Raw genomic sequence first — 25,669 nt, 5'->3', positions numbered from 1 at the left:
GTCGACGGGCGTCCGCAGCTGTCAGGGAAGCACCGCGTCCACCGCCATTTGGAGGTCGGGAAAGGCGAGCGGGCGGAGAATTTGGCCACGGCCATGACGCTCGACGCCGAGATACGACCGTCCCGCAGGATTCCGATGTACGAAGATCGTGTCCGCGAGAATGTCGACAACCCAGTATTCCGCGATCCCGGCGGCTGCGTAGAGCGCGGACTTCCCGCCCATGTCGAAGCTCACCGTGGTTTCCGACACTTCGACGATGAGAAAAGCATCGTCGGGACGGGGATGGGCGTCCGCGTAGAAATCCGGCCGTGCGCGAACGATGGCAATGTCGGGTTCCGGCTCACTCGCGTCGCTCAGTCGGACGGGGAGCTGGACGCGGACGCCCAGGCGATCCCCGAGTTCGCGGGCGAAGATGTGGTTGAGTCGGGTGACGCAAGCCGCATGTCGACTTCCGATCGCCGCCATCCGGACGATCTCCCCCTCGATCAGCTCGACGCGTTCGCCCGAGTGAAGGATGCCGGCCTCGATCATCCGATCGTATTCGTCGACGGTGAAGCGTCGAGTAGTCAGCGTGGCGGGCACGGGTTCATCTCCATGTGGCGCCTCTCCGCCGCTCCCGTTCGCGGCCGAATTGAAATCATGATCGGGGGGGTGGGGCGGTTCCATGGCCATTTGGGCAATCTATCGGGCCTCCGCCATACGGGCGAAGGACCCGTGCAGGCACCCTCCTGCAGCTCGACAGGGACCCCATGAGCGCTCTCCTACAGAACCTCCGCTTCGCCCTCCGCCAGATTCGCCGGAGCCCTGTCTTCTCGGTGGCCGCGATCGTGACCCTCGCGCTCGGCATCGGTGCGACCACGGTCATCTTCAGTCTGGTGCATGCCCTCGTGCTCCGGCCGCTCCGGGTGGAAGACCCCGGGAGCCTGGTAACCTTCGAGGAGATGCGCGAAGGCGCCTCGTCGAGTTCGCTCTACTACTATCCGGGGATTCAGGAGTACAGGGAGCGAGCCGCGGGGACCGTGGAGATCGCCGCCTACGGACCGGGCACGGTTTCGCTCAGCGGCGAGGGGCCGGCGGCGTCGGTCCTGGGCCTCTTCGTGACGGGCGACTATTTCGAGGTGTTGGGCGTCGCGCCCGTCGCCGGTCGATTCTTCGCGCCTGACGAGGAGGTGCCCGGACGGCCCGAGCCGGTTGTGGTGCTCAGCCACCGCCTCTGGCGGGAGCGTTATGGCCAGGACGCCGGGGTGGTAGGGGAGACGATTCGGCTGAATAGCCAGTCTCTCACCGTCATCGGCGTGGCGCCGGCCGATTTCAGAGGCGTCGATTTGGGGTTCGGTCCCGACCTGTGGATCCCGATCCCGATGTACGACGTTCTGAACCCCGGGTACGACGTCGACGATCCGACCTTCTTCGCCTGGCTCGTCCCGGTGGGGCGGCTCGAGGCCGGGACCTCTCCGGAGAGGGCCGAATCGGTTCTCTCGGCGATCAGCCGGGATTTCGGCGTGACTCGTCCCCCGCAGAGCGCAGCGGTCTCGGGAGTTCGATTGCTCCCTCTCACCGGGATTCCGTCTCAATACCAGACGCCTCTGCGCCTCTTCCTGGGCCTCCTTTTCGCGGCGGCCGCGCTCGTCCTTCTCATCGCCTGCGTGAACGTCGCGGGCATGCTCCTCGCCCGAGCCACCGGACGGGAGCGTGAGATCGGAATCCGCCGCGCGATTGGAGCCTCCCGTCCTCGGCTCGTGGCCCAGCTCCTCAGCGAAAGCAGCGTGCTCTTCGTCCTGGGCGGCGCCGCAGGGATCGCGCTCGCCTACACCACGATCGAGGCCGCAGTGGCGCTCCAGCCCCGTCTCGTCGCGGCGCTCCCGCCCGGCGCCTCGCTCGACTTGGATCTCCAGGTCGACTGGTTCGTGGCGATGTTCGCCCTGCTCACTGCGCTCATAGCCAGCCTCGTATTCGGCTTGACTCCGGCGATCCGCGCCTCACATCCGAGCGTCTCTTCCAGTCTCGCCGGACCCGGAGGAAGGGTCGCGGGAGGGCGGTCGCGGCTCCGGAGCACTTTCGTCGTCGGCCAGGTGGCCATGTGCCTCCTCCTGCTCGTGACCGCTGGGCTCATGGCGCGCTCACTTCAGCAGGCGCTTGCCATCGATTCCGGCGTGGACGTGGAGGACGTCGTCGTCGCCGGCCTTCACCTCGGTCCCCATGGGTACGATCGCGAGCGAGGCGAAGCCGTCGTGGCGGAGCTGACGGAGAGGCTTGAAGGAGATCCTCGAGTCGACGGAGTGAGTTTCTCCGCCCTCGCGACGCTCGACGGCACCGTGTCTCGAATCGCCACCCAGATCCCGGGCGTGTCCGCGCCCGATGGAGAGCGCCAGCTGTTCATCAATTTCAACAATGTCGATCACGCCTACTTCGAGACGCTCGGCATCCTGATCCAGGCGGGGCGGGCCTTTACGCCGCAGGACGCGCGGGCTGCTTCGGGGGTCGCGATCGTCAACGAGACGATGGCGCGCCGGTTCTGGCCGGATGGCGACGCACTCGGCGCTCGAATGCGAGTGGGTGGCGGCGCGGAGGTGGAGATTGTCGGCATCGCTCGCGACGCCCGATACCTCGCGCTCGTGGAGGAACCGATGCCCTTCCTCTACCGTCCGCTCGAGCAGACCTTCAGCGCGTTCAGTCCATTCGCGATTCACGTGCGCTCCAGCCGCATGTCGGTCGGCGAAGTTGCGTCGCTTGTGCGAACGGAGCTCTCGGCCCTGGATCCGAACCTCCCGCTCCTCCGCCCCGGATCGCTGGAGAGCCGAATCGTGTCTGCGGGGTTCCTGCCCCAGCAGGTCGCGGGCGTCCTGATCGGGGGATTCGGGCTCGTCGGCCTCCTCCTCACGGCGGTCGGAGTCTACGGTGTGCTCGCCTACAACGTCGCGCAGCGGACGAGAGAGATCGGCGTCCGCGTGGCGCTGGGAGCCGCGACCTCCCGGGTTCTCGGGATGGTGGTCGGCCAGGGAATGCGCGTATTGGCCATCGGCCTTGCGATCGGCCTCGCTCTGGCCTTCGCCGTGACCCGATTCCTCTCGAGCCTCCTGTTCGGCGTGAGCCCGACGGATCCAGTCACGTTTTTCTCTGTGGCCCTCCTTCTTGGGGTCGTCGCGCTGCTCGCCACTTACCTGCCCGCGCGACGTGCGGCACGGGTGGACCCGATGGTCGCACTCCGGGCGGAGTAATTTGCCCGACCTCCGACAAGGACTCCCCATGGACACGGTTCTGACCGACCTCCGCTTCGCCCTCCGCCAGATCCGGCGGCATCCGGGATTCGCGGTGACCGCGGCCGTTTCCCTCGCAATCGGGGTCGGGGTCTTCGACGCGCTCCCCGGCTTCCAGGATGCCGGCCTCGGCCATCCGATAGTATTCGTCCACCGTGAAGCGTCGGGTGGTCAGCGTGGCCGGCATGGTCGTTCCTCTGGAAGGTGCGTGTGCCGCATCCCCCGTCGGAGCGGGTTCCGCACGGTGATCGCGGCGGTGGGGCGGTTCCATGGCCATGCGGGAAATCTATCGAGGGCCCGTGGGGCACGCGAAAGGCCCGGGCGATCAGGGGAGGTGAGCGCGAGATGAACGCCATGAACACCTTTCTCCGCGACCTCAGCTTCGCGCTCCGCCGGTGTCGCCGAAGCCCGGGCTTCACTGCGGTCGTCGTGGCCGTTCTCGCCCTCGGGATCGGAGCGACCACGGCAATTTTCACGGTGCTGGACCACGTCGTGCTGCGCCCGCTTCCCTACGAAGAGGCCGACCGACTCGTTTACATCGACGCCGAGTTGCCCGGCGAAGGTTCGGACACCAACTGGGGGCTGTCGGAGGCCGGTTTCTTCTATCTGCGCGACAACAACCGGACGTTCGAGGAAATTGGTGCTTACGGTGGTGCTGAAGCGGGCCACGAAGTCACGATCGTCGGCTCCGAGGGCGGCTCACGGGTGACGGCGGCCTATGTGAGCCACTCGCTCCTGGACCTGCTTCGCGCGCGGCCGTCCGTAGGCCGGCTGATCCGCGAGGAGGACGACGGTTGGATGCGTCCGGGGGGACCGGGCGTGCTGTCGGTCGCGGTCCTCGGTCACGATTTCTGGCTCCGGGAATTCGGAGGCGATCCGAACGTCGTCGGAACGACGTTGCAACTCGAGGGAGAGCTGAGTGTCGAGGTGCTCGGCGTGCTGGAGCCCGGCTTTCAGATGCCGCACGACGGGGCGGATCTCTGGCTACCTCTCGGACTCCATCCGACGCGGACGCCCACGAACTTTCACGGTTACAGGGTCATCGGCCGGCTCGCCGAGGGCATCACCCTGGATGCCGCGAGCGCGGATCTCGCACGGCTCACGGCACAGCTTCCAGAGGCGTTCCCGGAGGTTTACACGACGAGCTTCATGCGGGAGTCGGGATTCCGTACCCGTGCAACACCGCTCCGGGCACGTGTTCTCGGAGGTCTGGACGAAGTCCTCTGGATCCTGTTCGGGTCCGTTGGTCTCCTCCTTCTGATCGCGTATTCCAATGTCACCAATCTCTTCCTCGTACGCGCGGACGCGAGGCGCCGAGACGGCGCGATTCGTCGGGCGTTAGGTGGCGGGCGGCTGGGGCTCGCGCGTCAGGTCCTCAGCGAAACACTTCTCCTCAGCCTCATCGCGGCTGGAATCGGAGTCTGGCTGGCGGACGGCGCGATCCGACTCTTCGTGGCCTTAGCGCCCTTCGATGTGCCCCGGTTGGGCGATGCCTCGATCGGCCTGGCGAGCCTGGCAATGGCGGTGATCCTCGCTCTTTTCGCTTGGGTCACCCTCGCGTGCGTGCTCATCCTCTCGAGCTCTTCCGATCTGACCGTCCTCAGAGACGGAGGCGTGCGGCAGACCGCGTCCCGGTCGCGACACCGCGTGCGAGGAGCGTTTGTGGTGACCCAGATGGCGCTCTCGCTCGTCCTCCTCGCGGATGCCGGGGTCATGTTCCGGAGCTTCGTGCGGCTCCGCTCCGTGAATCCGGGGCTGGAGCCGGCCGACGTGCTCCTCGTGGACCTGCATCCACCTGCGACCCGCGACTACCTCCAGCCTTCAAGTGTCCAGCGGCTTTACCGAGAGGTCGTGACGCGAGTTTCCGCAATCCCCGGTGTCGAGGAAGCGAGTGTGGGTGGTGTCCCTCTAACGTATGAGCCGGTCTGTCTCGCGGTGTACCTCGAGGACAGGCCGCTCGAACCAGGCCAGATCGCCCCTTGCGTCAATCAGTCCACGGTAGCCCCCGGCTTTTTCGAAACCCTCGGGATTCCACTTCAAGGGCGCGAGGTCACCTGGGCCGACACGGAGCGCGGGCTCGAACCTTGGGCCGGCGGTGAGGTGGTCCTGACGCGCGCGCTGGCCGCACGGCTTTGGCCGGGTGAGGAGCCGATTGGCAAGGGAATCCGGCTTCGCGTGACGGGCGCGCCTTACGCCAGGGTCGTCGGCGTGACCGGTGATCTCTACGGGGACGGTCTGGATCGGCCACCCGCCGAGCACGTGTTTGGACAGCTCTGGTATCGAAGCAATACTCTCGTGGTCAAGTTGAACGCCGATGCCCCGGAGGACGTGGCGGCACTGGTCCAGAGCACGATTCGAGGGCTCGACCTGGCGGTGGCGATTGGAAGCATTCAAACCATGGGAGACGTGCTGGCCCGATCCGCCACGATGGCGCGGGCATCTCTGACCCTGATCCTTGTAGGGATCGGGGCCATGATGGGCCTTATTTTGAGCGCCGTAGGGCTCTTCGGTGTCCTTGCCTACGTCGTCGGGCAGCGACAGGGGGAGATCGGCATCCGTATGGCGATCGGTGCTCCGATGCGCCGGGTTGCCGCGATGGTCATAGGCGATTCGCTGAAGTTAGTGGTCATGGGGGTTGCTCTGGGCCTTCTGGGAGCGTTGCCGGCGACGCAGTTGCTGCGCTCGCTTCTCTTCGAGGTGAGCCCAGGGGACCCCATCAGTCTCTTGATCGCCGCAACCCTCCTCGTTTTGGTAGCTCTGGTCGCTTCCTGGCTTCCCGCCCACCGAGCGGCGCGGGTGGATCCCATGGTGGCGCTCCGCGCGGAATGAGAGCCGCACGCATCTCGTGGAAGTCGCGAGGACCCTTGTTTCGCGAGCACAGGGAGGGTATTGGGAAGTCCCGGAGTCTCGTTGTCGCGCTAATCTCAAGTCATCTCGGGGGGGATCCCATGGCCGGCCGAGAATTTCTTTCATGATCGAGCTCCGCGGCGTCGAACGCTCCTATCCGGTCGGGGGCGGGGAAGTTTTTGTCCTTCGAAGAATCGACCTCGACCTTCGGAAGGGCGAGTTCGTTTCCATCATGGGCCCCTCCGGCTCGGGCAAGACGACACTCCTCAGCATCCTGGGAATGCTCGATGCGGAGTGGCGCGGCCAGTACCGCCTCGACGGGCACGCCGTTCACGAGATCAAGCCGCGAAAGCGGATGGACCTGAACCGTCAGTATATCGGCTTCGTCTTCCAGCAGTACCACCTCCTCGACGACCTCACCGTCTACGAGAACCTCGAGATCCCCCTCTCCTACCGGAACGTGAAGTCGAAGGACCGTCAGTCCATCGTGGCGGACACGCTGGATCGGTTCAACATTGTCGCGAAGAAGGACCTCTATCCATCGCAACTCTCGGGCGGGCAACAGCAGCTCGTAGGGGTCGCGCGGGCCGTGATCGCGGAACCCTCGGTCATCCTCGCCGACGAGCCCACGGGGAGCCTTCACACGTCGCAGGGGAAGATGATCATGGACCTCCTGAAGGAGTTGAACGAACAGGGGACCACGATCATCCAGGTCACCCACGACGAGCGATGGGCGCAGTATGGAAGTCTAGTCATCCAGCTCAGGGATGGGTGGATCGTCCGGGAGGAGTGATGGCCGAGGGCGCGGGACGGATCCTGATCGCGGACGACCAGAAAGACGTCCTCGAAGCGCTGCGACTCCTTCTGAAGGGGGAGGGCTTCGCCACGGAAACCGTCGCTTCCCCGGCCGCGGCGCTCGAGGCGGTCGAAAAACGCGACTTCGACTGCCTTCTCATGGATCTGAACTACACCCGCGACACGACCTCGGGGCGCGAGGGACTCGACCTTCTCTCCCAGCTCCGCAGTCTGGACGAGACGCTCCCCATCATCGTCATGACGGCCTGGGGAAGCGTCGAGGGAGCGGTCGAAGCGATGCGGAGGGGGGCCCGCGACTACGTCGAGAAGCCGTGGGGCAACGAACGGCTCGTGGCGACGGTCCGGACGCAAACCGAGCTCGGTCGGGCGCTTCGGAAGATGCAGCGGCTGGAGGGGCAGGCGCGCCGTCAGGCGAGCGAGGCGGCACCCGACTTCATCGCGGAGGCCGCCTCGATGCGTGGCGTCCTTCGCCTGATGGAGCGGGTCGGGCCCTCGGACGCGAACGTCCTCATCACGGGGGAGCATGGGACCGGCAAGGAGGTCGTGGCCCGAAGCCTCCATGCTCTCTCTGATCGGGCGGCCGGACCCTTCGTCGCGGTGAATGCGGGCGGCTTCTCGGAAGGGCTCTTCGAAAGTGAGCTTTTCGGGCATGTGAAGGGTGCGTTCACCGACGCGAGAACCGACCGGGTCGGATGTTTCGAGATGGCGGACGCCGGTACGCTTTTCCTCGACGAAATCGCGAACGTCCCGATGAAGCAGCAGGCCAAGCTCCTTCGAGTCCTGGAGACGAGTGAGCTCCAGCGGGTCGGCTCGACGAAGACGCGAAAGGTGAACGTTCGGGTGCTCTCCGCGACGAACGCGGATCTCCCCGCGGCAGTCACCGAGGGGACGTTTCGCGAGGACCTCCTTTATCGGCTGAATACCGTCGAGATCCCGCTCCCGCCGCTCCGTGAGCGGAGGGAGGACATCCCTCTCCTCGCGCAGCATTTCCTTCGCCGCGAAGCGGAGCACTACGGTCGGGTGATCGAGGGCTTCGACGACGAGGCGCTCCGCAACCTTCTCGCGCACAGCTGGCCCGGAAACGTCCGCGAGCTGGAGCATGCGGTGGAGCGCGCGGTGCTCCTCTGCGGAGGGACGAAGATCCAGGCCGAAGACCTGGGGCTCCGGCGCCGGACGGCCGGGAGCGAGCCGCTCGAGCAGATGACCCTCGAGGCGGCGGACCGCCTCCTCGTGGCGAAAGCGCTCGAGCGGACGGACGGCAATGTGAGCCGCGCGGCGGAGGAGCTGGGGATCAGCCGGGGCGCCCTCTACCGCCGAATGGAGCAATACGGTCTTTGAGCGGCACGGATCCGCGCACCCCGCCCCCGAGGCGTCTCAACCACGACACGCGCGTTCTCCTCTTAGCCCTTCTCGTGGGGCTTCCGGGCGTGTCGGTCGCCGCGGCCCTCCTCTGGTTCGGGGACGTCGGGGCGCGCGCCCAGGGGACGATCATCGTCCTGCTCGCGCTCACCTGGATCGGACTCTCCTTCGCGCTCCGAGAACGTGTCGTCCGCCCGATCCAGACGCTGGCGAACGTCCTCGGGGCCTTCCGCGAGGGTGACTTCTCAATCCGAGTTCGGGGCGCCGGGGAGGGGGGCGCTCTAGGGCTCGCCTACGAAGAGTTGAACGGGATCGAGTCCATCCTCCGCGTGCAGCGGCTCGGAGCCGTCGAGGCGAGCGCACTTCTCCAGCGGGTCATGGCGGAGATCGATGTCGCCGTCTTCGCCTTCGACGAAGAAGGGCGGCTCCGGCTCCTCAATCGGGCGGCGGAGCGCCTTCTGGGGAGGACCGAAGACCGAGCGATCGGGATGACCGCGGGGGAGCTTCGCCTGGAAGAAGTGCTCCGCGGCCCGGCGCCGCGGACGGTGGACCTCAGCCACCCGGGGGGGACGGGTCCCTGGGAAGTGCGGAGGAGTGTGGCGAGACAGGAGGGACAGCGGCTGGACCTCGTCGTGCTGTCCGATCTCAGCCGGGCCCTGCGAGAGGAGGAGAGGGAGGCGTGGAAGCGGCTCGTGCGGGTGCTCAGCCACGAGATCAACAACTCGCTCGCGCCCATCCAATCCATCTCCGGAAGCCTTCGCCAGCTGCGGGCGAAGGCGGTCCGCCCGGAAGATTGGGAGGAAGATTTAGCGAAGGGGCTCGAGGTTATCTCGGGGAGGGCGGAGTCCCTCGGCCGCTTCATGTCCGCGTATGCGAAGCTCGCCCGCCTTCCCCCCCCACAGCCCGCGCCGATGGATGTCGAATCCTGGGTGCGGCAGGTGGCGCGGCTGGAGACGCGGCTCGAAGTGAAGATCCGGCCCGGTCCGGGCGTGCAGATCCAGGCCGACAAGGATCAGCTCGACCAGGTCCTGATCAATCTGATTGGGAACGCGGCCGACGCGGCCATGGAGACGGGCGGCACGGTCGAGATCGGGTGGGAGGTCACCGACGGCCGCCTCCAACTTTTCGTGGAGGACGAGGGGCCCGGGCTTCCCGAGACGGCGAACCTCTTCGTCCCGTTTTACACGACGAAGCCCGGGGGCTCGGGGATCGGCCTCGTGCTCAGTCGCCAGATCGTCGAGGCGCACGGGGGAGCACTCATTCTCGAGGGCCGTGAGGACGCACGCGGGGCGAGGGCGAGAGTGGTGCTGCCCTTATGAATTCGCGGACGACTCCCGAGCGCCGTCGACGCCCCTGGCTAACAATCGTGGGCTCGGCGATGGGGGGCCTCTCGCTCGGATTTCTGGCGTTGGCTCTCCCATCACCTGTTCCCGATCTCCGCCCGGCCGGAGCGGTGACCGCCTTCCGGTGGGATGCGGACGCGCTATTCCGGGAGCTCGAGGCCGCATTCGAGCGCGCCGGCGGGACCGACCTCGCCGCCGCGACCGCGGCAGTGGAGAGGCTCGCCGCAGAGGGGGAGGGGCTCCTCGCGGGTCTCGGCGGTCGGAGCCAACCACCCCATGACGAACTCGCCCGACTCGCGACCCTCCAATTCGAGTTGGCCGTGCAGGGCGCGGCGCACCCGTCCCTTCTTTCCTCGGTGCAGGACTTCCTCATCGAGGCCCGTGTGGCCCTCATGGGCGCGGCATCGGCGTGGCTCCCCGATCGCCGCGCGCACGAGGCGCTGTACCGGGTGCTCTTCGGCGGACGAATCGCACTCGACGAGGCCCTGATGCAGGCCGGCTCGGACGCCCTTCCGCAGCTCGTGGAAATCGAGGACGTTCCGAGCGCCGCGCCTTCCGTGGAAATCGAGGGGGTGCGGATCCATTCGGGTGACATCCTCCTCTCCAGGGGAGGCGCGCCGACCTCGGCGCTCATCGCACGCGGAAACGATTTTCCCAACACCTTCTCGCACGTGGCGCTCGCGCACGTGGATGCCGCGACGGGCGAGGCCACAGTCATCGAGTCGCTGATCGAAACGGGGTCGGTTCTCACTTCCGTCGAAGGGTATCTCGAGGCGAAGAGGCATCGCATCCTCGTCCTGAGGCTCGACGACGCCCATCCGGCGGGCGTGGCGAACCCGCTCGTTGCACATCAGGCCGCAGAGGCGATGCTGGCCCGCGTGCGCGATGGAGACATGCCGTACGACTTCGCGATGGATTGGCGCGATGCGGGCGAGGCCTTCTGTTCGGAAATCGTGTACCACGCCTACCGCGAGAGGGGCGTGGATCTCTGGCCCCTGCGCTCCGCGATGTCCGCTCCTGGGCTGGTCGCGTGGCTCGCTGCGATGGGGGTGCGGGAGTTCAACTCTCTCGTGCCTTCTGATGTGGAATACGATCCACAGCTTCGAGCCGTTGCGGAGTGGCGAGATGCGCCCGCGCTGATGGACTTTCGCCTGGACAATGCCATTACCGACGCGCTGCTCGAGGAGGCGGAGCGGGGAGCGACGCTCGGTTACGCCTGGTTCGCTCTTCCCGTGGCTCGGCTTCTCAAGGGTTACTCGGTCCTGAGATCCGCGGTTGGCGCCACGCCGACCATCCCCTCGGGGATGGGCCCCTCGACCGCACTTCGCGTGGACGCGCTCGTGAGTCGAATCCACCCCCCGCTGAAGGAGAATCTGGTCACGCGGGCCGGCCGCTTCCAAGTGGAGCGGGGATACGAAGCCCCTTATTGGACGCTCGTGGAATTGGCCCGGGAGTCGGTGGCCGAGATGAGGGACTCTCTGGCGCCCGCGCTTACGACGCGCTGAGTGAACGCCAGCTCGCGGGCCTCGCCCATTCCCCCACGATGATGAGGGCCTTGACGCGCCGATTCCGTGCGCGGTTCTCGCTGGAGTCGTTCGGCGTTGGCCGGCGCCCTAATTCAGCCGCCCCGGATTGATCACCCTCACGGGCGCGCATCCCTCGAAGGAATTCCCATCCAAGGTGGCGCCGCTGATGCAGCCTTCGGTGTCGTCCGAAGTGAGGCCGACTTCGACCTGGCGGAAGTGCGCCAGCAGGTCCGTAATTCCGTCCCCATTTGTGTCCTCGAGGTGCCCCGAGAAGATGCGGGGGTTCCCCAACGAATGAGCCGGCGCGGCCGCCCCCGGTCCAAATGCGATCGTTGCCCCGTCCACCTGCATGACATCGAAGGCCGAGCTTCCGAGGATCGCGACCGGAATGAGACCCCGTGATCTCTGATTGATCGTGCCGGGCACTTCGATGTCCACGGCCACCGTGGACTCGCCTAGCGCGTAACGAAGCTGCGCGATCGCGAAGTCCGCGGTCCCGGAGATCCGGATCCGGTTCACCGGAAGGTCGAGATCACTCGCGACGAGTCGCGATCCCTGGAAGCCGTGCGCGTCCTTCACGATCGTCTCGACGATCGTTGGACCCGAGGAGTCGATGAAGTCCACCGTGAAAGTGTGAGGCGCCCACGGGTTCGGCGCGATCTCGAAGCCGAAGGTCGTCACCGGCTGGGAAAGATCGAGCGTCACGATATTCGAGAAGTCAGAGAAAAGGACGTGGGGTGCGGAGGTTTCGGCGAAGGGGGGCGAAGACCAGCTGGCCCAGACGCCCGAGGAAACCTTCATCATCCTCGGCGCGAACGCCACGGTCAGGGAGCCGTCCGTGACCGAAGGAAGTAGGGCGAGGTTCGAGAGTGTCGAGATGTCGATCAGCGTCGTGGATCCGAGGTAGGCCACGTCGGGTGCCGGGACCGCGGCAAGGAGTCCGAATCCGCCGGCTCCCCACGGTGAGGTCCCGCCTTCAAACGAGAGTGGTGCACAGGGAGCGCCCGATCCGAACGCACCACTCGTGTTCATGCAGGCGGATGCCTGATGCGAATTCGCTTCCGGCTGGTTTGTGATGATGTCCATGTCGGCGCAGCTCACGACAAACATGACGGTGAGGGTGACAGCGCCAAATCCGACGAGTCGGTGCATGATGGCTTGCACGAGGTGGCCTTCCGCTTGGTGAGGACGCGTCCAGTCCGTGAGCCGGAATCGGGGCGCATCGCGTCGGGAATCCCCTGCAATGGCAGGGACGGCGGACCGCCGGATCGCAATTTCTGAGCCGGAACATGCGTTTCCCGCCGAGGCGGAGGGAGGAGGCCAGCGGAGAGCAAGGAACGGCGCGGCGGGGGTAGGGAAGTGCGAAGAGTGTGGCGGGAACGCGCCCACACGGGAGCGAGGCTTCAGAGGGCTGAAAAGAGTTGCAAATTACGGATCTTCCTTCCGCTTTGCGGGCAGATCCAGGGCATCCAGCACCTCCGCCACTTCGTCCGGCACGTACATCTGAAGGCCGAGGGGTCTGAGCCCGGCGCTCCCGAAGAGTTGGAGATACCAATCGGGACTCCGACGAAAGAATTCGACGTCGTCTCCCTCGATCTCGTCCGCCGAGGTGAAGACTTCGAGTAGCGCCGGGCCACCCGTCCGCTCCACGAGAGCCGGAAGTCCCCGGCGGACCTCTTGGGGCGTCAGGTAGTGTAGGACATCCGCGCAGACTACGAGGTCGAACGGCCGGTCGAACACGTGGAGGTCCAGCTCCTCGAACGCGCCGAGGCGGAGATTCCGGCGCTTCCCAAAACGTTCGACGGCGTATTCGCTCGAGTCGATTCCCAAGTAAGACGCCTTCGGCCTAAGCCGGTGTAATACCGGTTGCCACCGCCCCTCCCCGCATCCCACGTCCAGGACGCTCCGGAGCGGGCGCGCTAGCACCGACTCCGCAACCGCGACCGCGAGCGTGACGTTGCGCTCGAGTGCCGCGCGGGACCCCACGGACTGGCCGGGTCCCCGATACCAGGCATCGAAGTAGTCGCGATCGTAACGCTTGCGCATCCCGGGGAGTCCTTCGACGATGGAAGTCCGTTTCACTTGACGAAACAGGGACAAAATGCGGTTCATGAAGATAGCGCCCGCCTACAGCATGCTCGGCGCCCTGGCATTCGCCGCGGCGCTAATGGGATCTCCGCCCCTCGTGGCCCAATTCGCGCCCCTCGCGATCGCGAGCACTGCCTTCGAAGATGGGGGAACGATCCCGATTCGGCACTCGGCATACGGCGACAACGTGTCGCCTCCCATCACCTGGACTGGCGCACCGGCCGAAACGCGGTCCTATGTGCTCCTCGTGCACGATCGCGACGCACCCTTCCCCGGGGGTTTCGTACACTGGCTGGTCTACAACATTCCGGGAAGTGCGAACGGAATCCCCGAGGGAATCGCCGCTGGGCCCTCCATCGAAGCGCCGGCCGAAGTCGCGGGAGCGGCCCAAGGCCTCACTGACATGCAGCGCTTCGGATACTACGGTCCGCGGCCCCAGCCGGGGGACGGAGCGCACCACTATATCGTCACCGTCTACGCTCTCTCCCGCCCTCCCGACCTCGAGCTCGGGCTCGGACGTAATCAGGTCCTTTCCGCCGTGCGGGACCAGATTGTCGCACAGGGGATCCTGACGGGGACGTACGAGCAGAGGTAGTCCCTCTCGCCTGCCTCTCCTGATCACGGTCCGTAGCTTCCCGTCCCTCAGGCGATTGTAGTGGTATCCGACGCGCCGACAGCTCAACTCCCGCCCCGGCCGCTGGCCCATGAAGCGGGGACGACCGGGAGCCGGCTCCCCCCCCCGACCTGGGCGCGCCGCGCTGGACCGAGCAGCGATCGAACGCATGAGAGACATCTTCATCAGCCACGTCGAGGAAGACTTTCCTGTCGTGCAGGAGCTCGCGCAAGGTCTCGAGGCGGCGGGCTATTCGACGTGGTACTACGAACGGGACAGCGGGGCCGGCCCGTCCTGCCTGCTGCAGACGCGCGACGCGATCATGAGCGCACAGGCCGTGTTGCTACTCGTTGCGTTCTCGGAGGACTCGGCCGTCTGGGTTTGAGAGCCGGCGGTCGGCTTGGTCGGTTTCTTGGCCGGCGCGGTCAGCCTACTGAGTGCGCTCGACCCGGTGGCGGGCTCGGCGGAAGATGCCACGTACACCCTGTTTCCCGCCGTGCGCACGGCCAACATCCTGGCGAACAGCCTGAATACGCCCCCCCAGCGCCGCCGTGTTGGTCGGCTCCTTTCTGGGCTTTCGCGCCCAGCCAATGGGGTACCGCATCGTGCGTGCCGCGGCGCTCGGACTCACAGCGATCGTCGCGTTCTGGATCCTCTGGGTGCTCCTCGCGGCGGTGACCGCTCCATCCTGGCCCCTCCTTCAATCATACGAGCGCGCGGGATTCCTGCGGGGCACCGTCGTGGCGGGCATCCCGGCCCTCCTGATGTTCGGCTTGGTGGCCGCGTTGTTTCGTAAAGGGGAGTAGAGTCCGGGTATCGCCCCGCCAACAGCGCGCATAGGTTTTCTTGCCCGAGCCCGGTGACCCCTTCCCGGGTCCGGGATCCCACAGCACCGAGGCCTCTACGAGGACCGCCGATGACCAGGACATTTCGCCTCGCCACGACTTCCCTTCTCGCCTTTTGTGCCGTGAGCCCGCTCGCTGGTCAGGAGCTGCCCCAGACCTGGCAGGAGCAGATGAGCTTCCGCGCGGGCCCGACGCCGTTCGAACCGCTGATGGAGTTCTGGTATGAGCTTGATGCCCTGAGCGAGATTGTGAGCATGCAGCCGCTCACCCACACCCTGCTCGGGCGGGAGATCCCCCTGGTCATCATCGCCGATCCCCATGTCACGAACGCCGAGGACGCGATTCGGTCGGGTAAGACCATCGTGCTCCTCGCGCCGTCCGTGCACGGGGGTGAGGTCTCGCCCAAAGAAGCGGTGCAGCTCGTCGCCAAGGACCTCGTCGCCGGCGACCTACGCCCCCTCCTCGAAGACGTCATCGTCATCGCCCTTCCGCTCGTGAACCCGGACGGAGGAGAGGTGCGCCGGCGCACGAACGAAGCCGGATACGACATGAACCGCGACTACGTGAAGCTGGAATCGCAGGAAATCCATGCACTCGTGACGCTGGTCATGAACGAGTGGACGCCCGACATCCACGTCGACGGGCACCACGGGGGCTCGCCGCCGTACGTGATCACCTACCAGGGCACGCTGAATCCCGCCGCCGACGCCGAGCTCAGGGCCTACCCCTACGATGAGATCTTCCCCCGGATTCGGGAAGCGGTGCGGGAGGAAGATTACGAGGCATTCGACTATCAGGGGGTGGTCACGAGGGACGGTGAGCGAGGCTGGGGCTCGACCTCGGTCGAACCAAGGAAGCACCACGTTTACACGGGAATGACGAACTCGATCGGCATCCTGCTGGAGACGCCGAGCAACTCCCGGCGCATCATGCGGGACGGCACGGTGCGGGAGATCCCCGAGGAGGAGCGCTACTATCATCAGATTCGCGGCGGCGTGATCGCCACGCGAACCATTCTCCGGGTGGCCGCGGATCAGCGCGAGCGGATCCGCGCCCTGACGAACGCCTCCCGAACCCGCGCGATCGAAGCGGGGCGGGAGGGGGGCGATCCGATCGTGCTGGACTACGAGCTGACCAGCCGCGGGAACGAGATGGTCTGGATGCCGGACGAGGAAGCCGAGCTCGGCTACACCCTCTTGGAGGTCCCGGTCTTCCTCCGCTGGGAGCCGACGCGCACTGCGCCTCGACCCGTCGGATACCTGATGCCACCCTCGATGGCGCACGTCGTTCCGCTCCTGCAGGATCACGACCTGGCAGTTTATCGCTTTTACGAAGCGGTGACCCTCGAGGCGGAAGTCTACTACGCGACCGAGGTGCGAACGGACAGCTATTTCCAGGGTCACTACCTGAAGGCCGTCGAGGTGGAGAAGGAAACCGAGCAGCTGGAGGTTGCGCCGGGCTGGTTCTGGATTCCGACGGCGCAGTCCCGGGGGAACCTCATCTCCTACCTGATGGAGCCCGAGACGGACGACAACCTCATCACCTGGAACTGGGCGGATCACCTGCTGCGTGTGACCGACGAGCCGGAAGAGGGCGAGGATCGGCAGAGGGTGCCGATGATGCGCGTGCTGACGAATCAGCAAGTGCCGGCGCTGATCGTGCAGCCCTACAACGAGTATCAGCGGAACCTGTACTTCAGGTGAGCGCGGGGTTTTCGGTGCGGGTTGGGTTCGGCGGACGTCGCCGTCGCCCCTAGGGCAGGTCCGCGCATTCGCGGGGACGGTTCACCCGGTCTCATCCCAGTCGATCCCGCGCCGGCACGGCCTCCACCGCTGTATTGTCGTGGCACCTCACCACCGCGGCCCGGGTCGGCGCGAGAGGTGAAGGTGCGCCAGAGCAACGGGGGAGAACAGGGATCGCACTTTCGTGCGTCCCTCCCTTGGGCAATGGGATTCGGCACCCCCCTCCGTCAGACTTCAAAACTGAGATCCGCCGTTGGAAGAGACGGGCGGGGGCTCTCGACCCATACAAGGAGTATTCATGCGACACTCATGTCCGACGCTACGCTCGGGAGCACGACATATTCTCCCGCTACTCGCATTGCTCTCGATTCCAGCCCTTCCAGGGGTTGGAGCCGCCCAAAATGTGAACTACTCGGTCTTCCCCACCTATGAAGAGCTCAGATGGGACGATGCCTTCGGACTCGAGCACGCCCGGATGCCGGGGGTCCGGGTCGGGATCGACTTCGGCCCCTTCTTCTCCCTCCAGCCTTTCTACGCCTGGGAGAACGACGTCGCCATCCGTGACGGACTCGTGCCGACGGGAGAGGCGGAGGTTTCAGAACTCTTTGACGTCAAGCTCTTCGGGGCGGAGTTCCAGGTGAATTTTGGCAGTGGGACCCTTGTGCCCTTCGTGAAGGCCGGCGGCGGGGTGCTCCGGACCGACGACGAGGTGGACGGACGCCAGGACCGCATCCTCCTGCGAGGTGGCGGCGGTGTGGGCCTCTCCCTGGGGAACCGAGCCCGCGTCGAAGTCTACGGGGAGCGCCTGACCACCCGAATTTCGGAGTCCTTCATTCCCGGCGCGATCGACCCCGAGGACCATCCCGAGGACGGGCTGGTGAATTCGCTGGTGCTCGGAGCCGGTGTGCGCCTCCCCCTCGGCGGCGGATTCCAGGACGGGGAACAGGGCTTCGGTATCCTTCCCGGAATCTTCGTGGAGCCCTACGTCACCAGGATCGACTTCGACAGCCGCCTGCGCCTGGCCCGCCAGTACACGGCGGGGGGACGAGTCGGGATCGATCTGAACCAGAATGTGGGGCTGCGCGCCTATTACTGGCGTGGGGTGGATGAGGACTTCGGGGAGTGGGACGATGTCGAGGGATACGGTGCCGAGTTCCAGTTCGCGCTGAACACGGGGCCTGGAATCTCTCCCTTTCTCCTCGTCGGAGGTGGCCGAGTCCAGTTCAAGGATGACTTCACTGATCTGGACGGGATCGCTCGGGACCGTGAGGACCACCTCACGCTCGGGGGTGGGATCGCGATCGGACTGAGCGATCACACCCGCATCGAGCTCGGTGCGCGGAGCCTGCTCATGACGGTGGGAGAGGAGATCGCGGATGTGACCTCGCCCAATCAGTTGGTCTCGAACTGGCAGTACAGCGCGGGGATCTCGTTGGCCTTCGGAGCACGCCCCCGAGAGCCGACCGGAGCGACGCCGGCGGACCCAGCCCGAACCGCGATCGAGCGAGAGGTCGCGGCCCTCCGCGAAGAGAACGAGCGGTTGCGGCGGGGTGAGGACCCTGCCCGCGTTTCGGCCGTCGCCGGAGACACCATCCCCATGCCGAGGACGATCACCGTCCCTGTTCCGGAGGTGGGTGAGATCATTCTTCGGTACGGACCGGGATATGCGACGGGAGCGGATGGGGTTGTGGTAGTCGACTCCGTGGCCCTGCAGCCGGCCCAGATCGAGGCGATCGTGCGTGAAGCGGTACGCCAGGAGCTCGAGCGAGCCGGTATTGAACCCGGTGCGGCCGCCCCGGCACCGCCGGCGGCGGTTCCGGTTCAGCCCGCTCCCCCCGGAACCTACTTGGCCGGCCGCCGCCTGGAGGCTCTCGTTCCTTACACCGGATTCCAGTTCTCCCCCGGACAGCTCTTGATCGGGCTGCGGGCGGACCTTGGCATGATCAGCGAGTCACTACCGATCGAGATTATCCCCGATGTGAGCTTCGGCTTCGGGAGCGGCTCCACCACCCTGATGGCCGGGCTCAACGGGCGTTTCGGTTGGGATCTTGGGACGGAGCGAAATGTCTTTCCCTTTGTCGAGGCCGGGGTGGCCCTCTCCAGCCGGAAGTTCCTCACGGTGAACGTGGGCTATGGGGCCGAGTTCGATCTGACGATCGCGGGCGCGCCCCGAAGGATTTTCGTCATGCACCGTGGGGTGAACGCCTTCCGGGAGAATCAGATCCTGGTCGGGATGCGCATTCCGCGCTGAGTGGCCCTCGCCCCGGTTGGACCGGGGCGAGCGAACGGAAGTGGGAGGTCCGGCTGAGAGTGGGCGGAGCGTCGGTCGCGGTGGCGGCCGGCGCTTCGCGCAGCGGCCGGGTCCCTCTGCGGTGCCCTCGCCCCTTTGACTTCCGGGGAGCTGGTTGCAGCGGAACGGTCTCGTCGGTAGGGTAACGTCGAGGTCCAACCCCCAGATTCGCGAGGACCTGATCATGTCTCGGAATCGCTCGCCCCTCTGCATCCCATCCCCTCTGCTGTACCTGGCGTTCACCTTTGTCGCGGTGCATCTGTCCCTCCCCTCCCCGGTCCGCGCGCAAGCGGGCGCGGCCCACGGGGAGTGGCACAGCTACGGTGGGGACTCGGGGCACACCAAGTACTCCCCGCTCGATCAAATCCGCGCTGAAAACGTCTCCGACCTGCAAGTCGCCTGGAGCTGGACGTCCCCCGACGAGGAGCTCAGGGCCCGAAACGCGGTGATGCGCGAGAGCGGGACGTTCAGCACGTACGCCTACGAGGTTACGCCTCTCATGATCGGCGGCGTGTTGTACACGACCACGTCCTTGGGGCAGGTCGCGGCGATCGATCCGGCCACAGGCGAGACGATTTGGAGCTACGACCCCGTCCTCTACCTCGAGGGACGTCCGGCGGTGCACGGGTTTCTGACTCGCGGCCTCGCCTATTGGACCGACGGGGACGAAGAACGACTTCTCTATGCGGCCGGGCGGGTCTACCTCCTATCCATCAACGCGAAGACGGGCGAGCCCGACCTCGACTTCGGGCGAGGAGGCCGAGTCGATCTGAAGAGCGGCCTCGGGCGCACGATCGATGCGAGCCAGTATGCGGTCAGCTCGCCTCCGATCGTGGTCGGGGACGTCGTGATCGTCGGATCTGCCATGACGGAGGGGACCGGGTACCGGGAGGCTCCGCCCGGTCATGTGCGTGGATTCGACGTGAGAACCGGTGAGCAGAAGTGGATCTTCCACACGATCCCCCAGGAAGGGGAGTTCGGGAACGACACCTGGGAGAATGAATCCTGGAGGTATACGGGAGGAGTGAACGTCTGGACGCTGATGAGCGCCGACGAGGAGCTGGGAATCGTGTATCTCCCGGTGGGGACTCCCGTGACCGACTACTATGGCGGGCATCGGCTTGGTGACAATCTCTTCGCCAACTCCCTCGTCGCCTTGGATGCGGAAACGGGGGAGCGCGTCTGGCACTTCCAGTTCGTGCACCATTCCGTCTGGGACTACGATCCGCCCGCGGCGCCCAACCTGATCGACATCACGGTCGACGGGGAGGAGATCGCCGCCGTCGCTCAGATCACGAAGCAGGGGTTCACCTTTGTTTTCGACCGCGCCACGGGTGAGCCGGTCTGGCCGATCGAGGAGCGGCCCGTTCCGCAGTCCATCTTACCGGGTGAACGGACCTCTCCCACGCAGCCCTTTCCGACGCGCCCTCCGGTGTTCCTGACGAATGGGGCCACCGAGGACGACGTCATCGATTTCACGCCCGAGCTGCGGGCCGAAGGTCTGGCGATTTTTCGCGAGCATCACGCCGGTCCGCTCTACACGCCGCCGGCCGCTGGGACCAACATCGTGCGTCCCGGCTGGAGCGGCGGAGCGAATTGGTGGGGAGCCGCCTTCGACCCGGAGAACGGGCGTTTGTATGTGCCGAGTTGGGCCCACTTCTCTCTGGTCGAGATGGCGCCGGGATTGCCCGGAAGCTCGGACCTCACCATCCGGCCGCGCGTGCGCAATCTGAGTGGGCCGCGGGGCCTTCCCCTCTTCAAGCCCCCGTACGCACAGCTGGCGGCGCTGGACATGAACGAGGGGGAGAAGCTCTGGAGCGTGCCGGTCGGCGACGGTCCACGGGATCACGAGGCGCTTCGAGGGCTGGGCCTTCCCCAGCTGGGCAATTTCGAAAAGCTGGGCGGTCCCCTTTTGACGCGAACCCTGCTCTTCATCGGTCTGGGCATGGATTCGCAGCAGATCGGGGCCTTCCACAAGGAAACTGGGGAAGAACTCTGGCGCATGGAGCTGCCGGGCCGATTCCACGCGGCGCCGATGACCTACCTGGTGGACGGGAAGCAATTCATCGTGCTGGCCGTCGGAGGGAATGGAGAGCCCGACCGGCTCCTGGCCCTTACGCTTCCGTAGGGGCTCGACGTCCGGAGGGGTAGAAACGAAGCCGGGGGCCGCACGCGCCACGCTCCCCTATCGGATGTGCCTGTACATCATGTCCATCAGCTCGTCGTACATCTCCTCGGCTCCCTCCCCGCTCGAGCGAATGGCGGAAGCTGCGCAGTGCTTGAGGTGATTCCTCATCAGCTCCCGACCCACGGCACGGAGCGCCTCGTGGACGGAGGAGATCTGCGTCATGATGTCTGCGCAGTACCGGTCCCCTTCGACCATGCGCTGAAGACCCCGGACCTGCCCTTCGATCCGACGGAGCCGCTTCAGGTTTCGATCCTTGATCTCTGGGTCCACCTCGACGGCCTTCCGGCCTCCGCCGTCTTCCGCGTGGGACCCGCAACCACAGGAGGGCGCGGTGCTCTTCTCTTCCTTACGAGCCGCCATGGTCTCTCCGGGGCGCGGGGGGAGCGACCGGGTTCGAGGCCTCCTTCGGGGCAGCGGCGTAACCGGCCTTTCCGACCGCCGCGACCATCGCCTCGACCTCGGTGCGCGCGGCATCATACTCGATCGTCGCTCGCCCCTGCTCGAGATTGACGTCGGCATCACGGACCCCGTCCACGCCGAGAAGCGCCTCGCGTACGTGGCGAACACAGGATCCGCAGGACATCCCCGAGACCGACAGGACCAGGGCCGAAGAGTTTGCGTTCATGATTTCATCTACCTCCAAGGGATGGTGAGAGTGCGGTCGAGACACCTCATCCCAGCCGAACGGTGCGCAACCGGAGAGAGTTGGCCACGACGCTGACCGAGCTGAAGGCCATCGCGCCGCTGGCCAGGATCGGACTCAGGAGGAGCCCGAAAAAGGGGTAAAGGACCCCCGCCGCGATCGGAATCGCGGCCGCATTGTAGACGAAGGCCCAGAAGAGGTTCTGCCGCATCGTCCGAAGGGTACGACGGGAGAGGTGGATGGCATTCGGAACCCCCCCGAGATCCCCTCGCATGAGAACCACATCCCCGGCTTCCGCCGCGATGTCCGTACCGGTCCCCAGAGCGATTCCGATATCGGCCTGCGCCAGCGCCGGGGCATCGTTGATCCCGTCCCCGACCATCGCGACCACTCGTCCCTGGCTCTGGAGACGCCGGATCTCCTGCACCTTTCCCTCCGGGAGCACCTCGGCGACCAGGTCGACGATCCCGGCCTCCTTCGCCACCGCCTCGGCGGTCCGACGGTGATCTCCGGTGAGCATGACGACCTGGAGCCCCATCGCCTTGAGCCTCCCGATAGCGGCGCGACTGGTTGGCCGTATGGGGTCCGCCACACCGACGACCGCCGCGAGCGCTCCATCCACCGCCAGGTACACCGGGGTGCGCCCGCGGCCGGCGAGGTCGTCCACCGCGTCTCGCAGCGCGTCCACCCCGATCGAATGGTCGCTCAGGAGACGTGCGTTCCCGATCAGGAGTGCGGACCCGTCCACCATGCCGATCGCGCCCTGGCCGGTGATGGATTGGAACTGCTCCACCTCGAAGCGAGGGAGCCCACGGGACTCCGCATGCCGGACGATCGCCTCGCCCAACGGGTGCTCCGACGAGGCCTCCAGCGAAGCGGCCAGAGCCAGGATGCGGTCCTCGGGGAGCGTGTTCGCGGGAGCCGCAATCCAGTCGGTCACGGCCGGACGCCCTTCCGTGACCGTCCCGGTCTTGTCGAGCACGACGGTGGTCAGGTCCCGGGCGCGCTGGAGGGCCTCGCCGCCCTTCATGAGGATTCCTGCCTCCGCCCCCTTCCCGGTCGAGACCATGATCGCCGTTGGAACCGCGAGTCCCATCGCGCAGGGGCAGGCGATGATGAGAACCGCGACCGCGGCGGCGGCGGCCGGGATGAGCGAGGGTTCGGGACCGACGACGAACCAGACCAGGAAGGTGGCGATCGAGATCGAGATCGCGGCCGGGACGAAAATCCCGGTCACCCGATCCACGAGATTCTGGATCGGAGCGCGCGACCCCTGCGCATCTCGCATGAGTTGGACGATCTGCGCCAGCATGCTTTCCGCGCCGAGCCGGGTCGCGCGGTACCGAAAGGAACCGGTGCGGTTGATGGTCCCGCCGATGACCCGGTCCCCCGAGCTCTTCTCCACCGGAAGGCTTTCCCCGGTCACCATGGACTCGTCCACCGCCGAGCTCCCCTGGGTAACCTCGCCGTCAACGGGGATTCGCTCACCGGGGCGGACGATCACAATGTCCTCGTGGACGACCTCCTCCACCGGAATTTCCACCTCTTCTCCGCCCCGGTGGACCCGTGCTCGCTTCGGCTGGAGATCCACCAGCTTCCGGAGCGCGGTGGAAGTCTGCCGCTTCGCGCGGGCCTCCATCGTATTCCCCAGGAGAATCAGGGCGATGATGAAGAGGACTGCCTCGTAATAAACGGCAGGCGCCACCCCCCGCGCCAGAAAGAACCCTGGGAAGAGGGTCGCCGCCAGGGAGAAGAGGAAGGCCGCGCCGGTCCCCGTCGCCACCAGGGTGTTCATATCGGCGGAGTGGTGCCGGAAGGCCGCCCAGGCCCGGGTGTAGAAGTGCCTTCCGGCCCAACCCATGGCCAGCATCGTCATGAGAAGGAGGGCGTAGCCCAGGTACCGGACATCGATCCGGTAGAGCCAGGGGATCAAGCCCGTCAACGAGGGGTCGAGAACCCCATGGACCCAATTCATGAAAGGGTCGCCCCCGGCCACGCCACGGTCCGCATGCTCGCCCGCCGCCGCAGCACCCATCACCGGCATCGAGAGGACCATCCCGACGCTCGCGAGGAAGAGGCTCACCGAGGTCTTTCGCCGCAGCTCGAGGAATTCCTCCGACTGGGCGCGGTCCTGCGCACCCTGCTCTTCGAAGGCGGTCCGGCCCGGGGTCGGCAGTTCGGCGCCGTACCCGGTCTCCTGAATCGCGGCCACCAGCCGGTCCGGGGTGACCACCCCGGCATCGTAGTCGATCACGGCATTCTGGAGCATCAGATTCACCGAAGCGTCGTTCACGCCGGGGTGCTCCGAAAGGGCGCGTTGAACCCTCGAGCTGCAGGCCGCGCAGGTCATCCCAGACACGGGAATGGTGACCTTGGCCGGGCGGGTCGCCTCGTGGAGGGTCTTCACGGCGCCTCCCCATCCGCGACCGTGAGCCGGCCGCGAAGCATGCTCATTCCGCAGGTGAAGTCGAACTCCCCGGCGGACTCCGGAGTGAACTCGACGGCGGTTCTGCTGTGCGCGGGGAGGAATTTCCGAATTCCGAAGGCCGGCAGGACGATCTCCTCCGAACAACCCGAGGTCTCACGCCGGTCGAAGACGAGTCGCACCGGAATCCCCCGACGGACCCGCACCTGGCTGGGTTCGTATCCCCCCTGCACGACGATCTCGACCTCCTGAACCCCGCCCGCTCCCACACCGGCCTGAACGGGGGAACGCCCCGCACGGAAGAAGTACCAGTTCACCCAGAGAATCGCGGCAACGCCGCCCAATAAAACGACGAGATCCAGCGGGCTCATCGCCGTGCCTCCTTCGGCCTCCACCACGCGTGCCCATCCATCGTTCCGTCGCCTCCGATCTGACGTGGGGGTGCCGCGCCGCGCCGCACCAGGAGAGGGGACTCGCAGCTTCTTTCGGCGCTATATACCCTACTGGGGTATACGATAGATAGGCCCAGGGGGTATGTCAAGGCGCACTGGCGGGCACCACCTCATCAACGGATGAGCGCTTGGGTGATCGGGGGATTATCGTTGATCATGCGATCCGGACTCCTCTCCATCGCCCTCTTCCTCACGGCGTGCGCGACTTCCCTCGACTCCCTCCCCGTGGGCAGGTCTCCCGTGGAGGGATGGTGCTGTGTCCGCGGGGAGGAGCCCCTCACCCTGGAGTACCTCGGGGCGGGCGGATGGCTCCTCCGGATGGGAGAGGCCGCGATCCTGACCGCGCCGTTCTTCTCCAATCCGGGGCTCCTCGACGTCACCTTCGGGCGAATAGAGTCCGACTCCGCGGCGATCGAGCGGTACCTCCCGCCCGTCTCCGATGTCCCCGCCGTCCTCGTCGGGCATGCGCACTACGACCACCTCATGGACCTTCCCTACATCCTTCGCAGGCGAGCGCCGGAGGCGCGGATGTACGGGAGCCGGACGGCGGCGAATCTCCTCCGGGGGGATCCCGAACTCGACCCGGTCCGGCTCGTCTCGGTCGAGGAGAGCGCCGGAAACTCGGAGCACCCCGGCAGCTGGCACTCGACGGCGGACGGTCGCATCCGCTTCATGGCGCTCCGCTCGGGACACGCCCCGCACTTCTTCGGGATCCATCTCTTCCAGGGGGAGCGCCGCGAACCCGCGACGGAGCTCCCCGAATGGGCGGGGGAATGGGTGGAGGGGACGCCCCCCGCCTACCTGATCGACTTCCTTTCCCCCGAAGGGGAGGTCCTCTACCGGATCCACTATCAGGACGCCGCCTCCACCCCGCCGGAGGGATTTCCTCCCCCGCTCGCGGATGGGATCCCGGTGGACCTCGCGATCGTCTGCGCGCCGGGTTACCAGGAGGTCCGCGACTTCCCCGAGGGGATCCTCCGTCGCCTCGAGCCCAGGCAGGTCCTGGTCGGCCACTGGGAGAGCTTCTTCCGGTCGCGGGAGGAAGAGGAGTTCCGCGGCGTCCCGGCGACCGATCTGGAGGGATTCCTGAGGCGGATGGAAGCCGCCCTCCCTGCCGAAGCGGAGTGGGAGATACCGACCCCGGGGACGACGATCCGGGTGGCCGCGGCAACCTCGCCTACTCCACCCGAACCGCGCTGATACCCCCGTTGGCCGCGGAGGGGACAGTCGCGTCC

Annotated in this window: 20 protein-coding genes; 13 read left to right on the top strand and 7 right to left on the bottom strand. The window is 66.4% G+C overall.

The features are described from left to right. Positions 1–21: 21 nt before the first annotated feature. A complete protein-coding gene (locus tag WEG36_09220; protein MEX1257787.1) occupies positions 22–582 on the bottom strand; it encodes a Uma2 family endonuclease in 561 nt (186 codons plus the stop codon). A 167-nt stretch (positions 583–749) separates the two neighbouring features. Here WEG36_09220 and WEG36_09215 point away from each other — a divergent pair, with 167 nt between their 5' ends. The 6 genes from WEG36_09215 to WEG36_09190 all read left to right on the top strand — a co-directional run bounded on the left by WEG36_09215 (position 750) and on the right by WEG36_09190 (position 11,127). Next, complete coding sequence (locus tag WEG36_09215; protein MEX1257786.1) at positions 750–3,218, top strand: ABC transporter permease; 2,469 nt, start codon at positions 750–752, stop codon at positions 3,216–3,218. Between the two features lie 384 nt (positions 3,219–3,602). Continuing rightward, positions 3,603–6,086, top strand: a complete 2,484-nt coding sequence (locus WEG36_09210; GenBank protein MEX1257785.1) for an ABC transporter permease — start codon at positions 3,603–3,605, stop codon at positions 6,084–6,086. A 142-nt stretch (positions 6,087–6,228) separates the two neighbouring features. Further along, entirely contained in the window at positions 6,229–6,897 is a 669-nt protein-coding gene (locus WEG36_09205; GenBank protein MEX1257784.1) for an ABC transporter ATP-binding protein, read from the top strand. Then, positions 6,897–8,258: a sigma-54 dependent transcriptional regulator gene (locus tag WEG36_09200; GenBank protein ID MEX1257783.1), complete on the top strand. Its 1,362-nt coding sequence runs from the start codon at positions 6,897–6,899 to the stop codon at positions 8,256–8,258. The genes WEG36_09205 and WEG36_09200 overlap by 1 nt, the downstream gene beginning before the upstream one ends. Next, entirely contained in the window at positions 8,255–9,598 is a 1,344-nt protein-coding gene (locus WEG36_09195; GenBank protein MEX1257782.1) for an ATP-binding protein, read from the top strand. The genes WEG36_09200 and WEG36_09195 overlap by 4 nt, the downstream gene beginning before the upstream one ends. An 89-nt stretch (positions 9,599–9,687) precedes the next feature. Further along, complete coding sequence (locus WEG36_09190) at positions 9,688–11,127, top strand: YiiX/YebB-like N1pC/P60 family cysteine hydrolase (GenBank protein ID MEX1257781.1); 1,440 nt, start codon at positions 9,688–9,690, stop codon at positions 11,125–11,127. A gap of 108 nt (positions 11,128–11,235) precedes the next feature. Here the strand turns inward: WEG36_09190 and WEG36_09185 are convergent, their stop codons facing one another. Both WEG36_09185 and WEG36_09180 read right to left on the bottom strand, forming a co-directional pair. Continuing rightward, positions 11,236–12,312: a hypothetical protein gene (locus WEG36_09185; GenBank protein MEX1257780.1), complete on the bottom strand. Its 1,077-nt coding sequence runs from the start codon at positions 12,310–12,312 to the stop codon at positions 11,236–11,238. Between the two features lie 264 nt (positions 12,313–12,576). Next, a complete protein-coding gene (locus WEG36_09180; protein MEX1257779.1) occupies positions 12,577–13,194 on the bottom strand; it encodes a class I SAM-dependent methyltransferase in 618 nt (205 codons plus the stop codon). A 64-nt stretch (positions 13,195–13,258) separates the two neighbouring features. Between WEG36_09180 and WEG36_09175 the strand changes: the two genes are divergently transcribed. From WEG36_09175 to WEG36_09150, 6 genes are all read left to right on the top strand, one after another. Next, the gene (locus WEG36_09175) at positions 13,259–13,831 is read left to right on the top strand and encodes a YbhB/YbcL family Raf kinase inhibitor-like protein (protein ID MEX1257778.1); all 573 of its coding nucleotides are present in this window, start codon (positions 13,259–13,261) and stop codon (positions 13,829–13,831) included. Between the two features lie 187 nt (positions 13,832–14,018). Next, positions 14,019–14,234: a toll/interleukin-1 receptor domain-containing protein gene (locus WEG36_09170; protein MEX1257777.1), complete on the top strand. Its 216-nt coding sequence runs from the start codon at positions 14,019–14,021 to the stop codon at positions 14,232–14,234. A 166-nt stretch (positions 14,235–14,400) separates the two neighbouring features. Next, a complete protein-coding gene (locus WEG36_09165) occupies positions 14,401–14,655 on the top strand; it encodes a hypothetical protein (protein ID MEX1257776.1) in 255 nt (84 codons plus the stop codon). Between the two features lie 110 nt (positions 14,656–14,765). Next, entirely contained in the window at positions 14,766–16,397 is a 1,632-nt protein-coding gene (locus WEG36_09160; GenBank protein MEX1257775.1) for a M14 family zinc carboxypeptidase, read from the top strand. A 337-nt stretch (positions 16,398–16,734) separates the two neighbouring features. Next, positions 16,735–18,687, top strand: coding sequence for a hypothetical protein (locus WEG36_09155; protein ID MEX1257774.1), 1,953 nt, complete (start codon positions 16,735–16,737; stop codon positions 18,685–18,687). A 223-nt stretch (positions 18,688–18,910) separates the two neighbouring features. Next, positions 18,911–20,854 (top strand): pyrroloquinoline quinone-dependent dehydrogenase, encoded by a 1,944-nt coding sequence (locus WEG36_09150; protein ID MEX1257773.1) that lies wholly within the window; start codon positions 18,911–18,913, stop codon positions 20,852–20,854. Between the two features lie 57 nt (positions 20,855–20,911). Here the strand turns inward: WEG36_09150 and WEG36_09145 are convergent, their stop codons facing one another. The 4 genes from WEG36_09145 to WEG36_09130 all read right to left on the bottom strand — a co-directional run bounded on the left by WEG36_09145 (position 20,912) and on the right by WEG36_09130 (position 24,353). Next, positions 20,912–21,184: a metal-sensitive transcriptional regulator gene (locus WEG36_09145; protein MEX1257772.1), complete on the bottom strand. Its 273-nt coding sequence runs from the start codon at positions 21,182–21,184 to the stop codon at positions 20,912–20,914. 76 nt (positions 21,185–21,260) lie between these two features. Further along, entirely contained in the window at positions 21,261–21,539 is a 279-nt protein-coding gene (locus tag WEG36_09140; GenBank protein MEX1257771.1) for a heavy metal-associated domain-containing protein, read from the bottom strand. A 46-nt stretch (positions 21,540–21,585) separates the two neighbouring features. After that, positions 21,586–23,964 carry a heavy metal translocating P-type ATPase gene (locus tag WEG36_09135; protein ID MEX1257770.1) on the bottom strand — a complete coding sequence of 793 codons (2,379 nt, stop codon included), beginning with the start codon at positions 23,962–23,964 and terminating at the stop codon, positions 21,586–21,588. After that, entirely contained in the window at positions 23,961–24,353 is a 393-nt protein-coding gene (locus WEG36_09130; GenBank protein ID MEX1257769.1) for a cupredoxin domain-containing protein, read from the bottom strand. Before WEG36_09130 ends, WEG36_09135 begins: the two co-directional genes overlap by 4 nt. Positions 24,354–24,590: 237 nt before the next feature. Here WEG36_09130 and WEG36_09125 point away from each other — a divergent pair, with 237 nt between their 5' ends. Then, positions 24,591–25,634, top strand: coding sequence for an MBL fold metallo-hydrolase (locus tag WEG36_09125; protein MEX1257768.1), 1,044 nt, complete (start codon positions 24,591–24,593; stop codon positions 25,632–25,634). Positions 25,635–25,669 lie beyond the last annotated feature (35 nt).

The organism is Gemmatimonadota bacterium (assembly GCA_040882465.1).
GTDB lineage: Bacteria > Gemmatimonadota > Gemmatimonadetes > Longimicrobiales > Gaopeijiaceae > JBBEBG01.
Note: the sequence above shows the minus strand (reverse complement) of the source record. Positions and strands in the feature narration are given on the sequence as shown.

Coding starts and splice junctions, on each gene's coding strand:
- WEG36_09215 (MEX1257786.1), top strand. CDS start 750: ATGAGCGCTCTCCTACAGAACCTCCGCTTCGCCCTCCGCCAGATTCGC.
- WEG36_09210 (MEX1257785.1), top strand. CDS start 3,603: ATGAACGCCATGAACACCTTTCTCCGCGACCTCAGCTTCGCGCTCCGC.
- WEG36_09205 (MEX1257784.1), top strand. CDS start 6,229: ATGATCGAGCTCCGCGGCGTCGAACGCTCCTATCCGGTCGGGGGCGGG.
- WEG36_09200 (MEX1257783.1), top strand. CDS start 6,897: ATGGCCGAGGGCGCGGGACGGATCCTGATCGCGGACGACCAGAAAGAC.
- WEG36_09180 (MEX1257779.1), bottom strand. CDS start 13,194: ATGCGCAAGCGTTACGATCGCGACTACTTCGATGCCTGGTATCGGGGA.
- WEG36_09175 (MEX1257778.1), top strand. CDS start 13,259: ATGAAGATAGCGCCCGCCTACAGCATGCTCGGCGCCCTGGCATTCGCC.
- WEG36_09170 (MEX1257777.1), top strand. CDS start 14,019: ATGAGAGACATCTTCATCAGCCACGTCGAGGAAGACTTTCCTGTCGTG.
- WEG36_09160 (MEX1257775.1), top strand. CDS start 14,766: ATGACCAGGACATTTCGCCTCGCCACGACTTCCCTTCTCGCCTTTTGT.
- WEG36_09155 (MEX1257774.1), top strand. CDS start 16,735: ATGCGACACTCATGTCCGACGCTACGCTCGGGAGCACGACATATTCTC.
- WEG36_09150 (MEX1257773.1), top strand. CDS start 18,911: ATGTCTCGGAATCGCTCGCCCCTCTGCATCCCATCCCCTCTGCTGTAC.
- WEG36_09140 (MEX1257771.1), bottom strand. CDS start 21,539: ATGAACGCAAACTCTTCGGCCCTGGTCCTGTCGGTCTCGGGGATGTCC.
- WEG36_09130 (MEX1257769.1), bottom strand. CDS start 24,353: ATGAGCCCGCTGGATCTCGTCGTTTTATTGGGCGGCGTTGCCGCGATT.
- WEG36_09125 (MEX1257768.1), top strand. CDS start 24,591: ATGCGATCCGGACTCCTCTCCATCGCCCTCTTCCTCACGGCGTGCGCG.